The following is a 16,508-nucleotide window of genomic DNA, read 5'->3' on the forward strand; positions in this document are numbered from 1 at the left end:
AACTTCAAAACACTCTTTCATCTCAGCGCATGTTCGCCTGGGTGGCCAGAAGAGTGTCTCCGGATCAGGCCAATCAAATCAGACAATTGAATCTAAAGGGTATTTATTTTAAAAATGATTCTAAAAGATTTTATCCCAATAGGGACCTTGCAGCACAAGTCATCGGGTTTACAGGGGCTGAAGATTCCGGGCTTGAAGGTCTTGAGTTTAAGCATAATTCTGTTCTGGAAGGCAGTTCCTTGAAAATCAAGGTTAAACGGGACGGGAATGGAGGAACGCTTGATCTTGACAAAAAAAGGAGGGCTGAACTAAAAGGAAATTCAATTGTCCTGACGATTGATAAAAAAATTCAATTTCTTAGTGAACAAACCCTTGAAAGAGCCGTAAAGGCCCATCGGGCAAAATCAGGAATTGCTCTGGTGATGAGACCCCAAACCGGGGAACTGCTTGCCATCGCACATTTCCCGCGATTCAATCCAAACAATTTCAAAAAATATGACAATGACGTCTTCAGGAACCGTGCCATTACAGATGCATTTGAGCCGGGATCTACCATGAAGGTCTTTACAGCAGCCGCTGCGCTTGAAACCGGATTTAGCCCTAACTCCATCTTTTTTTGTGAGAACGGCACCTATAAAATCGGAACCTTTACCATTCATGATACCCACCCCTATGACTGGCTTTCCATTAACCAGATTATCAAATTTTCAAGCAATATAGGCGCTTCAAAAATTGCTGAAACACTTGGGAATAAAGTCTTGTACAATTATCTTGCCCGTTTTGGATTTGGGGACAGAACCCAGGCCGGATGTCCCGGAGAGACATCCGGCAATCTGATACCCTACCAAAAGTGGTCTAGAATTGATACCAGCGCCATCTCCTTTGGCCAGGGCATTTCTGTTTCTGCCATGCAGCTTATCAGTGGTATCAGTGCAATTGCCAATAACGGCACCCTGATGAAACCCATGCTGATAAAAAAAATTATCTCCCGTAAAGGAAAAGACTTAAAAGTATATCATCCTGAAACAATACGGCGAGTCATCTCCTCGAAAAGTGCGCAACAGGTTAAAAAAATGATGAGCCTTGTTGTAGAAGAAGAGGGTACCGGTACAAAAGCAGCTATGGACGGATATACGGTTTGCGGCAAAACAGGAACTGCACAAAAAGCCCTGGAAAACAAGAGGGGCTATTCAAAAAACAATTACATTTCGGTTTTTGCCGGATTTGCACCAAAAAATAATCCTGAACTGGCTATTCTTGTGGCGGTGGATGAACCCAGAAAACAATATTATGGCGGAGATGTCGCGGCTCCCGCCTTTAAAACCATTATGGCTGAATCCTTTAATTATTTAAATATACCCCCTGAAAAAAATAAAGTAATGGTTGCCTTATTATCAACCGGAGAAAAAAATTGAAGCTGTCTTATCTGGTCAAAGATTGTTCAACAGCAGGGATGATCCATGATCCGGATATCTCCTCTATTGCTTCAAACTCCAGGGATGTCAAGCCGGGAGGGCTGTTTATTGCTGTTAAGGGACTGATGGCTGACGGCCATGATTATATTGACCAAGCCTTTGAAAACGGAGCAATGGCCGTTATTGCCGAAACCAATCCAAAAAATTTGAACCCTGTTATTCTGGTTGAAAATACACGGCTTTCCATGGCCTCCATTGCAGCCAATTTTTATGGCAACCCTTCAAAAGAACTGACCCTTGTCGGCATCACCGGAACCAATGGCAAGACCACGACCACATGGCTGCTGGAAAATATTTTCAAATCGTGCGGATTTTCAACCGGTGTCATCGGAACCATCAATATCCGATATAATCATCAAATTTTTGACAACCCTGTGACAACACCTGATTCCATTGATCTTCAAAGAACCCTTCATGACATGAAAAACGCCGGTGTTACCCATGTCATCATGGAAGTCTCTTCCCACGGGCTTGACCTTAACAGGGTGGATTACTGCCGATTTGATGCAGGTGTATTCACGAACCTGACTCAGGATCACATGGATTTTCACAAAACCATGGATGAATACTTTAATTGTAAAAAAAAATTTTTCACCCGGTTTCTCGGGCCAAACGGGAAAAAAAATGCCCCTGCTGTCCTGAATATTGATGACTCGAAAGGCGAAGACCTTTCCGCATCCCTTGATTATAAAACATTTGCCGTCAGTACGAAAAAGGAAACGGATATTTTTGCAACCGGTATCACAGATGATATTCACGGGTTGTCGGGAACCATTTGCCTGCCCAATGGTTCATTCAATTTAACATCAAAACTTACCGGAAAGTTTAATTTAGAAAACATCCTGTGCGCTGCAGGAGCTGCCCATGCTTTGAAAATCGGCCCGGAGCAAATTAAAAAAGGAATTGAGAACTGCCACACCATTCCGGGCCGCCTTGAAAAAATCAATACCCCCATTAACAGATTTTTGTTTGTCGATTATGCCCATACACCTGATGCACTTGAAACCATTTTGATCACTTTAAAGCTAAGTGCCCCTAAAAGAATCATCACTGTCTTCGGGTGCGGTGGCGACAGGGATCGCTCAAAACGGCCATTAATGGGACAGATCGCCTGCAACCACAGCGACATTGCCATTATAACCTCTGATAATCCAAGAACTGAACATCCCGATTCCATTATAAATGATGTCCTTGAAGGGATAGATGCTTTTTATAAACTCTCTGACAAAGACTTTAAGTCAACCCCGTTTAAAAAAGGATATCTGGTTGAAGTTGACCGGAAAAAAGCCCTTAAAAAGGCTGTTTTCATTTCAAAACCAGGAGACATTATTATCGCTGCCGGAAAGGGACACGAAACTTACCAGATCACCAATGCCGGCACCATTCATTTTAATGACAAAGAAGAACTTACGAAAGCAGCAATTGAATTTGCGGATCAGTTCAAACCCATTGGGTGGGAAATAGATGATCTTACAAAGGCGTTAAGCTGTGATCCTGTTTTTTCAATGACTGAAAAAAATCACAGTTTTACCGGGATCTCTACAGACTCAAGAACAATTGCCCAAACCCAAATTTTTCTTGCCCTCAAAGGAGAGAACTTTGACGGTCACGCCTTTATTAAAACCCTTATTAATAAAGGGATAAAAGGATTTGTTACTCAAAAAGGGTTTGTTGATACGCTTGATGAGAATACGAAAAAAGAAATCCACCAGAAAAATCTGATTATTTTTGAAACTGGAAACACCTTGACCGCTTTAGGGCAGCTTGCCCGATATCAAAGACTCCGGTCAAATGTCAAACTGCTTGCCATTACAGGTTCCAGCGGAAAAACAACCACAAGAAAAATCATAGAAGAAATTTTTAAAACCCAATTTCATACCCATGCTACCCAAGGTAATTTTAATAATGAAATCGGACTGCCATTAACCCTTTTAAATCTTTCCTATGCCCACGAATGGGCCATCGTGGAAATGGGCATGAACCATCTGGGTGAAATATCAAGACTCAGCCGAATCGCACATCCCGATATCGCCATAGTGACCAATACAGCAGGTGTTCACCTTGAAGGGCTTGGCAGCATAGATAATGTGGCAAAAGCAAAGGCTGAAATTTTTGACGGCATCCGGAAAAACGGGACTGCCATACTTCCCGGTGATGACCCGAGACGGTCCATTCTTGAAGCAAAGGCCAAAGAAAATAAAAATATTAAACGCCTTCTTTTTTTTGGTTCAAGCGATGCCTCAGATATTCAATCGTCCAGAATTAAAAATTCTGCTACTTCCGTTGAATTTACAGCAAGGGTTAATGATCGGGAGACTGTCCTTTCCATCAACTCCCCTGCCCTTTTTATGGTTGACAATTGTCTTGCTGCAATCCTTGCCGCTGCAAAAGCGGGAATCTGTACGGACGGTGTCAAAAAAGGGATTGGAGCCTTTGCTCCGGTATCCGGTAGAATGAATATTTACCGGCTTTCGGATTCTATCAATATTATCGACGACACATACAATGCAAATCCTGCTTCCGTCACCCAGGCCTTGAATACGCTGCACGCTGTCAGCGGCGTTGAAAACAGCATTGCCGTTCTCGGGGATATGCTGGAACTGGGAAAAGAATCTGACTCCCTTCATCGACAGATCGGGCAGAAAGTCGCTCTTTTGGAAATCTGTAAATTATACGTATTCGGCAACCAGGTTAAACACACTATAGAAGGTGCAATTGAAAATGATTTTCCAGCAGACAATATATTTCACGGTACAAAAAATGAAATTGCCCGAAAGGTTCAAAAGGTGTTGGAAAGAACAAATTCCGACACCTGGATTCTTGTAAAAGGTTCAAGAGGTATGGCCATGGAAACCGTCATACGCGAACTTCAACAACTATTAACGGTGACATAAGATGCTGTACGAATTTTTATACCCATATCATGTTGATTTCACATTCCTGAATATATTTCGGTATATTACATTCAGAGCGATTTACGGCGGTCTGAGCGCTTTTTTAATCTGTTTTCTTCTCGGACCTTTTGTCATCAAAAAACTTTCCCAAATGCAGATCGGGCAGATCATCCAGACCGATGGGCCCCAGTCTCACATGGGAAAACAGGGAACGCCTACAATGGGAGGCGTCCTGATTCTTTTTTCTGTTTTCATGACCACTCTGATCTGGGGAAACCTGTCCAACCATTATGTAAACATTTTTCTTCTGGCCCTAGTTCTTTTCGGATTTATCGGATTTATTGATGATTATCTCATGCAGGTGAAAAAAAGAAACATGGGGTTTACGGCCAAAGGCAAATTTTTCATCCAGGTTTTGTTTGCCCTGATTATCAGCTGGCTGATCTATAAATGTCCTGATTTTAATTCCACGCTGACCGTCCCGATTTTAAAGGATGTTTCCCCTGATCTCGGCATCTGGTATATCCCCTTTGCCTGTCTTGTCATTGTGGGCACATCCAATGCCGTAAACCTGACCGACGGATTAGACGGACTTGCCATCGGTCCTTATATTGTTGCCAGCGTCACATATATGTTTTTTGCCTATGTTACCGGCCATGTCCAGATCGCTGAATATCTTCATGTCCAGCATATTGCCTCTGCCGGTGAAATGTCAGTAATCTGCGGCACTCTGGCAGGTGCCGGATTAGGTTTTCTGTGGTTTAATGCGCATCCGGCCCAGATTTTTATGGGAGATTCAGGCTCGATTCCTCTGGGAGGCGTTTTAGGAACCATTGCGGTCATTACAAAACAGGAAATCCTCTTACTTATTGTTGGCGGGCTGTTTGTCATTGAAGCCTTATCCGTCATCATTCAAGTGTCATATTTTAAACTGACAAAAGGAAAAAGAATTTTTCGAATGGCCCCCCTGCACCATCATTTTGAACTTAAAGGGTGGCATGAATCAAAGGTGATTGTTCGGTTCTGGATCATATCCATTACCCTGGCGTTATTATCATTGAGTACCTTGAAAATAAGGTAAATGAGTGTGAAAGAAAAAAATATTTCATATTTTCTGATCATTGGCCTGGGAGCATCAGGGGTTTCCATGGCAAAGTTCCTGCGCTCCAAAGGGGAAACTGTGATTGCCACTGATATTGATGAGTCAAGGACTGATATTGCGAAAGAACTCAATGCGCTGGGGATAAAAACCGAAATCGGTTTTCACAGCCAGCAAACCTTTAACCGGGCCGGCATTATGATTCCAAGCCCGGGAATCCCATTAACCAACAAGTTTATCAAGACGGCACTCGACCGGGGGGTTGGCATCACAGGTGAACTGGATGTTTTCACCCGGTACAATGATCTGCCAATAATTGCCATTACAGGCACCAATGGCAAGACCACCACAACCACTTTAATCAGTGACATGTTAACGGCCTGTGGAATGAATCCTTTTGTCGGGGGGAATATCGGAACACCTCTGGTTGATCACTTAATGGCCAGAAAAAAAACCGACGTCATTGTGGCTGAAATATCCAGTTTTCAGCTGGATATTTCAAAAAAATTCAAACCTGATGTGGCCGTACTCTTAAATATCTCAGAGGACCATCTGGACCGATACAAAAATTACAAGGCATATGAAGCATCCAAATGGAGCATTTTTAAAAACCAAACATCTTCTGAAAAAGCCGTGATGAATCAATCCATTAAAGGCTTTGATGAAAAATTTTCAAAATTTCCATCAACAATTTTTACGTTTTCAGCAGCATCAGGCACCCTGATAGAGTGCGGTGCTAAAATCAGCTCTGAAGACATTGAAATTACCCTGCCCGATTTTTATCATAGGATAAAGACAGCTCAATTCAAGGAGCTTACCGGCACTCACAACAGAGAAAATATTGCGGCTGCCGTTCTTTCCTGCCTTGCCCTTGGTGCAGATATAAATGACATTCTAAAGGGATTGGAAACCTTTAAAAATCTTCCCCACAGAATGGAGTTCATCAGAACCATTGAGGGTGTTTCTTTTTATAATGATTCGAAGGCAACCAATACGGACGCGGTTATCCGGGCCATTGAGTACTTTAAAAATAATATTATCCTGATTTTAGGGGGAAGGGGAAAAGGCACTGATTTTTCCTTGCTGGTCAATGATGTTCGACAGAGTGTCAAAACCATTATTGCCATTGGAGAATCCAGAACACACATCAAAGACACCTTTGAAAATATCTGCCCTGCAAAAGAGGCTCAAACCATGAAAGATGCCGTTCAAACGGCTTTTAATGCGGCGGTAAAAGATGACGCCGGTGAACCGGCTATCGTCCTTCTCTCCCCTGCCTGTGCAAGCTTTGACATGTATGACAGCTATGCCCACAGGGGTAATGATTTTGCAACCCATGTAATCGCACTTGGAAAAAAATAAAATGGCTGAATCCACAAAAACCATACATCCCTTTTTCAGTGAAAAGAGCATTCTTTTCCCTGTTATTCTTCTTTCAGGGATCGGCATTATCATGGTTTATTCAGCAAGTTCATCCATCAGCATGGAAAACCACAACACCGCATTTTACTACATGAAAAAACAGGCCCTCTTTTTGGGTATCAGCCTGTGCGTCATGTTTGTCACAGCCTCTTTTCCCTATAGACTTTACAAAAGCTTTTCCTATATCATCCTTTTTGCTGCCATTGCACTGCTTGTGGCTGTGCTCTTCCCAGCATTAAATATTAAGGCTGGTGGTGCCCACCGATGGCTGAATCTTGGCGGATTTACCTTTCAACCGTCTGAATTTGCAAAACTGGCACTCATCATTTTCCTTGGATATTCCCTGTCCAAAAAACAGGATATGATAAAAGTTTTTTCCATTGGTTTTTTCCCCCATGCATTCATTTTTGCTCTGTTTGCCTGTTTGATCATTATCCAGCCTGATTTCGGAACGATTGTTGTGTTAGCGATGATCACATGGGGGATGATGTTTGTTGCAGGGGTTAAGATCACCCATCTTCTCTCTCCTACTCCCCTGCTGATCCCGGTAATTTATTTTCTGGTTTATAAGGTTGAGTACCGGCTGGAAAGAATTCTTTCGTTTTTAAATCCCTGGGATGACCCCTATAACACCGGGTACCAGATCACCCATTCCTTAAAAGCCTTTGGTTCAGGCGGTATTTTCGGAAAAGGTATTGGCCTTGGGATGCAGAAAATGCACTACCTTCCGGAACCCCACACAGATTTTATTTTTTCAATCATTGGAGAAGAGCTGGGACTGATTGGTGTGCTCACGGTTCTATCCCTCTATTTGATTTTATTATTAAAAGGCATCCGGATTGCCAAAACTTCAAAGACTCTTTTTGGCGCCATCACAGCTGCGGGGCTTACCATTTATATTGGGATTCAGGTCATCATCAACACTGGTGTTGCTTTAGGGGTTCTACCAACAAAAGGGCTTACCCTGCCGTTTATCAGTTATGGAGGAACATCCCTTGTGATCAATATGGCGGCCATGGGAATTTTAATGAATATCGGGGCATCCAAGGATTATGAATAAGCAATTTAACATTATCATAGCCGGAGGAAAGACAGGCGGACACCTGTTCCCGGGTATTGCCATTGCCCAGGCCCTTAGCCGGATACTTGACCAGAATCTTGATCGGCCAAGCCATAATGCAGAAATTCTTTTTGTTGGTACCAATGCCCCCTTTGAAACAAAAACCCTTGAAAAATACGGGTATGCCCATAAAAGTATTTTCTCAAAACCGATTAAAGGCGGCAATATTATCAGTAAGATTTTTTCAATCAGTATTATCCTGGTTTCCCTGATACAGTCCATGATCATCATGAAAAGTTTTAAACCTGATTTTGTCCTTGGTGTGGGAGGATTCTCAACCTTTGCCGTTGTGCTGGCTGCCTGGGTTTTAAGAATTCCAACCGCCATCCAGGAACAGAACGCCATCCCCGGGTTGACCAACCGGTTGTTATCAAGAGTTGCCAAGACCATTTTCACCTCATTTAAAGAAACAAAAGGACTTGCCCACAACCCTAAAGTAAAATATGTCGGCAACCCTGTCCGGAAAACAGACAGCGTCGAATCTGAGGATAATCTTAATTTGAACTCTTTTTATCCAAACAGATTTACCATTCTTGTCACAGGTGGAAGCCAGGGTGCCAGCAGTATCAACACTGCATTTATGGATGCTCTTGAATTAATGGGGAATACCGACAGATTCAATATTATTCACCAGACCGGCATTAATGATGAATCTGCCATCCGGAAAAACTACTCAGGCCTGAAAATTAAAGCAACGGCTAAAGCCTTTTTCCATAACATGCCGCAGCTTCAGGATATGGCGGATCTTGTCATCACAAGGGCGGGCGCGGGAACTATTTCAGAACTCTGTATCAAGGGCCGGCCAGCCATTCTCGTTCCCTTTCCCCATGCAGCCGACGACCACCAGACCTTTAATGCAAAGGCCCTTGAAGATCAGGGGGCTGCTGTGATGATAAAAGACAATGAGCTGACAGGACAGATACTAAAACAAACCATGGAAGATCTGATCGGGAATAAAGAAAGGCTTAACCACATGGCAGAAATGCTAAACCACCTTGCCATGCCCAATGCCGATGAAAAAATAGTAACCCATATTTTAAAAACAAAGGATATTAAGGCTTAAATCCATGTATCAAAAAAACTACCATATCCATTTTGTTGGAATCGGCGGCATCGGCATGAGCGGCATTGCAGAACTACTTTTAAATCTTGGGTATAAAGTGTCCGGATCTGACTTAAAGCTCTCCCATATTACCAAGAGGCTGGAAAAAAAAGGCGGCATCATCTTCCAGGGCCACAGCAAGGAACAAATGGTTGGGGCCAGCGTGGTGGTCACCTCTTCGGCTATCGCCCGTGAAAATCCGGAAGTGGTTCATGCAAGGCAGCTGTTAATTCCCATTATCCCGAGGGCTGAAATGCTGGCTGAACTGATGCGGATCAAATATTCCATTGCAGTATCCGGAGCCCACGGTAAAACATCAACCACCGCCATGATTTCACAAATCCTTAATACGGCCGGACTTGACCCGACCGTGATCATTGGAGGGCTTCTCACAGGGCTCGATACCAATGCATTACATGGCAAAGGGGAATATATTGTTGCCGAAGCCGACGAAAGCGACGGTTCTTTTCTGAAGTATGCGCCTGCCATTGCAGCTGTCACAAATATTGATCTGGAACACCTGGATTTTTACAAGGACATTGAAGATATAAAAGATAAATTTGTCCAGTTTATCAACTCGGTTCCTTTTTACGGCCTTGCCATTCTATGTCTTGATAACGAGCACGTACAGGACATCCTTCCCAGGATAAAGGTTCGCTATACCACATTTGGCATGACAGCCCAATCTGATCTTCAAGCCAGAAATATCTCATTTAAGGGAAACAAAAGTTTTTTTAAAGTTTTTCACCATGAGAAACTCTTAGATGAAATCACCCTCAATATTGCAGGAAAACATAATGTCTCCAATGCCCTTGCTTCGATTGCCACAGGAATTGAGCTGAACATCCCTTTTAAAACAATTAAGAAAGCACTGGAACAGATTGAAGGCGTAAAACGGCGGGTTGAAATCAAAGGAGAAAAAAAGGGGATTACCATAATGGATGATTACGGCCATCATCCGACAGAAATCATGGCAACACTGACAGCTATAAGGGAAAGTTATAAGGAAAAGCGGCTGGTTGTTGTATTCCAGCCCCACAGGTACACCAGGACCCAAGGATTGTTTCATGAATTCACCCGGTCTTTTTATCAATCCGATATCCTGATTATACTCCCGATTTATGCTGCAAGTGAAAAAGAAATTAAAGGAATTAATGCCCAATGTCTCTGCGAGGGCATCAGAAAACATGGACATAAAGATGTCTCCTATTCGCCTGATTTTACCCAGGCCTTATCCATGATTACCCATAAAGTCAAAAAAGGGGATATCGTCCTGACACTGGGCGCCGGAGACATTTATATCCTTGGAGAAAAATTGATTGAAATATTGTAAAGGCAAGACATGACAGCAAAAGAAAATACAGCATATTCAACACTGGCTCAAAATTTTAACCTTCTGGTTGATGAGCCGTTGAAAAAATACACCTCGTTTAAAATCGGAGGTCCTGCTGATCTTCTTGCACTGCCAAAAGATAAACAAGAATTGAAAAAGCTGTTGAAAAAAGCTTCGGAACTGAATATTCCGGTTACTCTTTTTGGGGGTGGCACAAATCTTTTAATTACTGACAAAGGCATACGGTGTCTTGTGGTTATCACCAGACAATTAAAATCTGAAATCCGTATAACCCAAACAGATTTTCATGAAAAAACCATTTATGTTGAAGCTGGGGAACGTTTATCAAAAGTCTGTCAGGCTGCCATCACGCACTCGCTGTCAGGACTTGAATTTGCCGCCGGAATCCCCGGAACCATCGGAGGTGCCATTATGATGAATGCCGGAACCGAGTCAGGGGAGATGTCAGGCATTGTTAAATCCATTGAAGTGCTGAACAAAAAAACCTTAGCAACTGAAACCATTGAAAAAAAAGACCTTGATTTTTCTTACCGCCAACTCAATTTGGCCGGTATTATTACAGCAGCAACATTAACATTAAGAAAAGAAACTTTAGAAAAAATAGAAAAAACTTTTAAACAAAACCTTAGCCAAAAAAATGCAACGCAGCCTGTTTCCTTTGCAAGTGCCGGATGTTTTTTCAAAAATCCGACCTCAGGAAAGTCTGCCGGAGAATTGATTGAAAAAGCAGGGCTCAAGGGAGTTAGAATCAACGACGCCATGATATCCCAAACCCATGCAAACTTTATTGTGAACATCAACAATGCCACATGCAAGGATATCCTTTTATTAAAACAGCATGTTCAGGAAATCGTATTTAATAAATACCATATTAAACTTAAAACAGAAGTGAGGGTGGAAGGTGAGTAAAAAAATTAAAGCAAACAGGTATAAACCTGAAGCCAAAGAAGGCGAGACCCTGAAGTCCGATTCAGGATCTATCATTGATTTTTGCATCAAATTCATCATGACTGCAGCCTTTATCAGTATTTTAAGCCTTGCATCTATTTTTGTTTACGATTTTATTACCCAGTCAGATTTTTTTAATATTAAAAAAGTAGAAATTTCAGGCACAAAACGAATTTTTAAAGATGATATCCTTAAACTTGCAAACTTAACCTGCGATGAAAATATTTTTGGGCTCAATTTATTTGCCATTGAAAAACTCATTGCTTCTCATCCCTGGGTTCAGTCAGCTCATGCAAGAAGGAATCTGTCATCTGTGCTTTCCATATCCATTATTGAGCAAAAGCCCCTGGCCATTGTTAAAATCGAAAATTTGGCAGGCATTCTAATTAATACTCAGGGCCAGCCGTTTAAGGAATACGATCCGCTTAAGGACCATTTAAAAAATTTGCCGGTTATCACCGGGCTTAATCTTACAAACACCAATAACCAGTATATGTTCAACGGTACTTTGTTTAACTCAATTATGAATTTTTTACAAACAGGTGAATCAGATAACATACGGCAAATAAATGGGGATGACCGTACGGGTATCACCATTGAAACCAATGATATTTATAACGGGTTATCCTCTTACGAGAAAGGAACTGTTCAAATCAGGCTGGGATTTAATAATTTTAAAGCAAAACTGAAAAAAGCAAAAAAAATAAGCGGGTATATTGATAAAAACTTTCCAGCGAGAACAATCTGCGCCATGGATCTTTTTAATATTGAAAAAGTGTTTATCAAAACAAAGATTGCCGATGCTCTGCACAACAATTTAGAAAAGGGGGTTTGATTTGCAGGGAAATGAAAAAATAATTGTAGGCCTGGATATCGGCACAACAAAAATTACTGCCGTAGTCGGAGAGATGCTTGAAGATGAGATCAGCATTATAGGTGTCGGGTCCCATCCATCCACCGGGCTTCGTAAAGGATCTGTTGTCAATATCGAATCAACTGTGGATTCAATCAAAAAAGCGGTTGAAGAAGCAGAACTCATGGCCGGGTGCGACATCTCGTCTGTTTACGTGGGCATCGCAGGGAATCACATCAAAGGGTTCAACTCTCATGGGCTTATCGCTATCAAGGGCCGTGAAATTACAAAACAGGATGTCGAACGTGTCATCGATGCAGCAAAAGCTGTGGCGATCCCCACCGACAGAGAGGTCCTTCACGTCATCCCCCAGGAGTTTATTGTTGATGATATGGAATCCATTCAAAATCCTGTGGGTATGACAGCCATCAGACTTGAAGCTAAAATCCACATTATTACCGGGGCTGTATCTTCAGCCAGAAATATTGTGAAATGCTGCAACAAAGCAGGTTTCGAGGTTTGTGACATCGCCATTGAATCCCTTGCCTCGGGCGAAGCCGTTCTCACAGATGAAGAAAAGGAACTGGGATGTGTCATCGCCGATATGGGTGGTGGTACAACTGATCTGGCCCTTTTTAAAGATAATAATTTAAAGTTTATCTATGAACTTACTCTGGGAGGGCATAATTTGACCAATGATATTTCCATCGGTCTTCGAACCCCTCTCCCGGAAGCTGAAAAAATAAAAATTGAACACGGCACCTGTGTGCCTGAAAATGTAAGAAATGGTGAAACCATTGAAGTTCCGGCCGTAGGAGGAAGATCGCCCAAAAAACTTTCCAAGGGAATTCTGGCTGAAATTCTTGAACCCAGGGTAGAAGAAATTTTCTCTCTTTTGAAAAAAGAATTATTCTCCAGCGGTCTTGAAAATTCATTTCCGGCAGGATTTGTCCTTACGGGTGGAAGCGCGGTTCTCGACGGGATTACTGAACTTGCAGAATCTGTTTTCAATGTGCCGGTGAGAATCGGCGAACCCAATAAAATTGGCGGCCTGAAAGATATTGTTAAAAATCCGGCCTATGCAGCTGGCGTCGGGCTTGTCCTTTTCGGTTCCAGCGCAAGATGCAAAATGGATTTTAAAAATATGGAAACTCAAAAGTTTGGCGGAATATTAAACAGAATGAAACAGTGGTTTAAAGATATAATATAATTTTTAGGGAGGTGGATATGACTTTTTTTTACGTGGAAAGTGAAAATTCAGCAAAAATCAAGGTGATTGGTGTTGGCGGTGCTGGCGGGAATGCAGTAAACAACATGATTGATGCAAAACTCAAAGGGGTAAAATTCATTACTGTGAATACCGATGTCCAGGCCCTTGAAGCCTCCAGGGCTGAAATAAAAATTCAGATTGGAAAGGATCTGACAGAAGGACTTGGCGCCGGAGCTAATCCCAATACAGGCCGGGAAGCAGCTTTAGAAAATATAGAGGAGCTGAGGGAAGCTTTGGAGGACAGCCACATGGTTTTTATCACTGCCGGCTTAGGTGGCGGAACAGGTACAGGGGCTGCTCCGGTTATTGCCGAAATTTGTAAAGATCTAGGCGTATTAACGGTAGCTGTTGCATCAAAGCCCTTTTCCTTCGAAGGTAAAAAGCGAGAAAAACAAGCCCTTGAAGGTCTTAAAAAACTTCATGAGATTACAGATACCGTTATTACAATACCCAATGACCGGCTCAGGGGGATTGCACCCAAAGGTGCCAGAATGGTAGATATGTTTATCAAGGCAGACGAAATCCTTCACCACTCTGTAAAGGGTATTACAGACCTGATTATGATGCCCGGGCATGTCAACCTGGACTTTGCAGATGTCAGAACCACCATGCAGAAAGCAGGCAAAGCATTGATGGGTATCGGTATCGCATCTGGGGAAAACCGAGCTATCGAAGCTGCTGAAAAAGCGATTTCCCATCCCCTTCTTGAGGATATCTCCATTTCAGGTGCAAAAGGAGTTTTGATGAACATCACATCAAGCTCTGATCTTACCTTGGATGAAATGACAGAAGCATCAGATCGAATTTATAAAGAAGTTGGAGAGGGAGCGGATATCATCTGGGGTCAGACATTTGATGAGGAACTGGGAGATGAAATGAGAATTACAGTAATTGCTACCGGTATTGGCGCTGAAAACCCCAAAGTATCCGATAACATCCACCATTTTGATCCTCTGGTCCAGCCTATTGCGTATCAACAGCCGGCCAAACCGATTGTAAGGGGACATTTAAGAACCCCAACCGAAGAAGAGCTTGCAAACTGGAATGAATTTGACAACCCTGTCACTGTTAAACATAAAAAAGCGGTTGGCGGTGATGATATTGTGGATGATTACAGTACAATACCGTATGATAACAATGATTTGGAGGTACCGACATTTCTTAGAAGAAAAGCCGACTGATAGATGAAAAAAAGGTCAAAAAAAGAGCTCGTTGAACAGGGGACTATTGTTAAAAAAAATAAAGGCCTGATAAAAACCGCTCTTATTTATCCCAACACGTATAAGGCAGGCATGTCGTCCTTAGGATTTCAAACCGTTTACAGGCTTGCAAATCAGATAGACAATGTAGCATGTGAAAGGGTCTTTTGGTTGGACCCGAAACAAAAAAATCAACGTCTTAGGTCTGACCTTCAGGTTAAAAGCCTTGAAACCGGGTTAAGCCTTGATCAATTTGATATCATTCTGTTTTCAATATCATTTGAAAACGATTTTACACATCTTGCCCAACTCCTTGGAGAAGCAGGCATCCCCTTGCGATCACCCGATCGAAACCACATCCACCCCCTGGTGGTCGCAGGGGGAGTCGCCTGTTTTTTAAACCCCGAGCCCATCGCCCCCTTCATGGACTGTTTCCTTTTGGGGGAAGCAGAATGCCTGCTGGAAAAATTTTTTAGTGCTGTTTTAAAAAAAACCGACAGGCAATCCTTTTTACAAACTCTCGAAAAAAAAATACCCGGCGCATATGTTCCTTCCCTTCACACTGATAAAAGTCCATTTCAAATCAAGGTGCAATGCCTTGAAAGCCTTGACACGATTACAACCACTACCAGTATTCTTACCTCCGGAACAGCGTTTAAGGATACCTTCCTTATTGAAACCCTCAAAGGCTGTCCTCATGGCTGCAGGTTCTGTAGTGCCGGCTTTGTTTACAGGCCGCCCAGGACTTACCCTGCCAAAAATATCTATGCCGCCATGGATAAAGCTTTCGGCAAAACAGATAAAATAGGACTTGTCAGTTCAGCGATTGCAGATCATCCTGAAATGACAAACATTTGCAACTATGGTCTGAAACATAATTTCAAACTGTCATTTTCATCAATCCGGGCGGATAAACTGACGGATGAACTTATTTGCGCTCTTTCAAACTCAAAGGTCAAAACTGCAACCATTGCCCCGGAAGCAGGTTCGGTACGGATGCGCAATATTATTAATAAAAAAATTGACGATCAGGACATCCTTCTCGCCACTCAGAGACTGGTCAATGCAGGTATCATCAATTTAAAGTTATATTTTATGATCGGGCTTCCCTTTGAAAAAGACCTGGATGTCCACGCCATCGTAGACTTAACAAAAAAAATAAAAGCAGTTTTTCTTGACACCTCAAAAAAAAAGAAGAAAATCGGAACCATTACCTTAAGTATCAACCCGTTTATTCCAAAGCCCTGCACCCCGTTTCAATGGGCAGCCATGGAAGATGAAACCATATTAAAACAAAGAGTGAATATTATCAAACAAGGCTTAAAAAAAATCGCTAATGTAAGACTGAACTTTGAATCATTGAGAAAGGCAAAAATCCATGCCCTTCTTTCCCGGGGTGACCGAAAAACTGCGGACATCATCGAATCCGCTTTAATGGATGGATGGGCCTCGGCCATAAGAAAGAATAAAGCATATTGTCATTCAGTTATCTATCAGGAAAAACCCATTGACGCCTCCCTGCCCTGGGACTTTCTTGACAATCGAGTAAAAAAAGAGTTCCTTGCAAAAGAATTTCTAAAAGCCAAACAAGAAAAAAAATCTGCGGCCTGTCCTATGATAGACTGTAAAACCTGCGAAACCTGTATTTAAAAAGGGAGTGTTCAATATTCTGTGTCACCGTTTCTGATTCCAATTTTACCACCACAGCCAGCGGAAGTAAAAGTCAGTTCCGAGAATGGGCCTCCAAATAGCCACGTCGGAGGAATTGACTT

The 16,508-nt window shown here is 42.3% G+C and carries 12 protein-coding genes; all 12 read left to right on the plus strand.

Annotated features, from left to right (window positions below):
• The coding region (locus tag HGJ91_RS10270) for a penicillin-binding protein 2 (protein ID WP_291347657.1) at positions 1–1,415 on the plus strand (1,415 nt) is incomplete at its 5' end.
• A complete protein-coding gene (locus tag HGJ91_RS10275; RefSeq protein ID WP_291347658.1) occupies positions 1,412–4,369 on the plus strand; it encodes a UDP-N-acetylmuramoyl-L-alanyl-D-glutamate--2,6-diaminopimelate ligase in 2,958 nt (985 codons plus the stop codon). The genes HGJ91_RS10270 and HGJ91_RS10275, both read left to right, overlap by 4 nt.
• Position 4,370: 1 nt before the next feature.
• Positions 4,371–5,450 carry a phospho-N-acetylmuramoyl-pentapeptide-transferase gene (gene mraY, locus HGJ91_RS10280; RefSeq protein ID WP_291347659.1) on the plus strand — a complete coding sequence of 360 codons (1,080 nt, stop codon included), beginning with the start codon at positions 4,371–4,373 and terminating at the stop codon, positions 5,448–5,450.
• Between the two features lie 6 nt (positions 5,451–5,456).
• Positions 5,457–6,830 (plus strand): UDP-N-acetylmuramoyl-L-alanine--D-glutamate ligase, encoded by a 1,374-nt coding sequence (gene murD / locus HGJ91_RS10285; protein ID WP_291347660.1) that lies wholly within the window; start codon positions 5,457–5,459, stop codon positions 6,828–6,830.
• A 1-nt stretch (position 6,831) separates the two neighbouring features.
• Positions 6,832–7,950: a putative lipid II flippase FtsW gene (ftsW, locus tag HGJ91_RS10290; RefSeq protein ID WP_291347661.1), complete on the plus strand. Its 1,119-nt coding sequence runs from the start codon at positions 6,832–6,834 to the stop codon at positions 7,948–7,950.
• Positions 7,943–9,073, plus strand: a complete 1,131-nt coding sequence (gene murG, locus HGJ91_RS10295) for an undecaprenyldiphospho-muramoylpentapeptide beta-N-acetylglucosaminyltransferase (protein ID WP_291347662.1) — start codon at positions 7,943–7,945, stop codon at positions 9,071–9,073. The genes ftsW and murG overlap by 8 nt, the downstream gene beginning before the upstream one ends.
• 4 nt (positions 9,074–9,077) lie before the next feature.
• Positions 9,078–10,445 carry a UDP-N-acetylmuramate--L-alanine ligase gene (murC, locus tag HGJ91_RS10300; RefSeq protein WP_291347663.1) on the plus strand — a complete coding sequence of 456 codons (1,368 nt, stop codon included), beginning with the start codon at positions 9,078–9,080 and terminating at the stop codon, positions 10,443–10,445.
• 9 nt (positions 10,446–10,454) lie between these two features.
• Positions 10,455–11,375 carry a UDP-N-acetylmuramate dehydrogenase gene (murB, locus tag HGJ91_RS10305; protein ID WP_291347664.1) on the plus strand — a complete coding sequence of 307 codons (921 nt, stop codon included), beginning with the start codon at positions 10,455–10,457 and terminating at the stop codon, positions 11,373–11,375.
• The gene (locus HGJ91_RS10310; RefSeq protein ID WP_291347665.1) at positions 11,368–12,249 is read left to right on the plus strand and encodes an FtsQ-type POTRA domain-containing protein; all 882 of its coding nucleotides are present in this window, start codon (positions 11,368–11,370) and stop codon (positions 12,247–12,249) included. The genes murB and HGJ91_RS10310 overlap by 8 nt, the downstream gene beginning before the upstream one ends.
• Position 12,250: 1 nt before the next feature.
• Positions 12,251–13,477 carry a cell division protein FtsA gene (gene ftsA, locus HGJ91_RS10315; protein ID WP_291347666.1) on the plus strand — a complete coding sequence of 409 codons (1,227 nt, stop codon included), beginning with the start codon at positions 12,251–12,253 and terminating at the stop codon, positions 13,475–13,477.
• Between the two features lie 17 nt (positions 13,478–13,494).
• Positions 13,495–14,718, plus strand: coding sequence for a cell division protein FtsZ (gene ftsZ, locus HGJ91_RS10320; protein ID WP_291347667.1), 1,224 nt, complete (start codon positions 13,495–13,497; stop codon positions 14,716–14,718).
• A gap of 3 nt (positions 14,719–14,721) precedes the next feature.
• Positions 14,722–16,386: a radical SAM protein gene (locus tag HGJ91_RS10325; protein WP_291347668.1), complete on the plus strand. Its 1,665-nt coding sequence runs from the start codon at positions 14,722–14,724 to the stop codon at positions 16,384–16,386.
• Positions 16,387–16,508 lie beyond the last annotated feature (122 nt).

It is taken from the genome of Desulfobacula sp. (assembly GCF_014237455.1).
Classification (GTDB): domain Bacteria; phylum Desulfobacterota; class Desulfobacteria; order Desulfobacterales; family Desulfobacteraceae; genus Desulfobacula.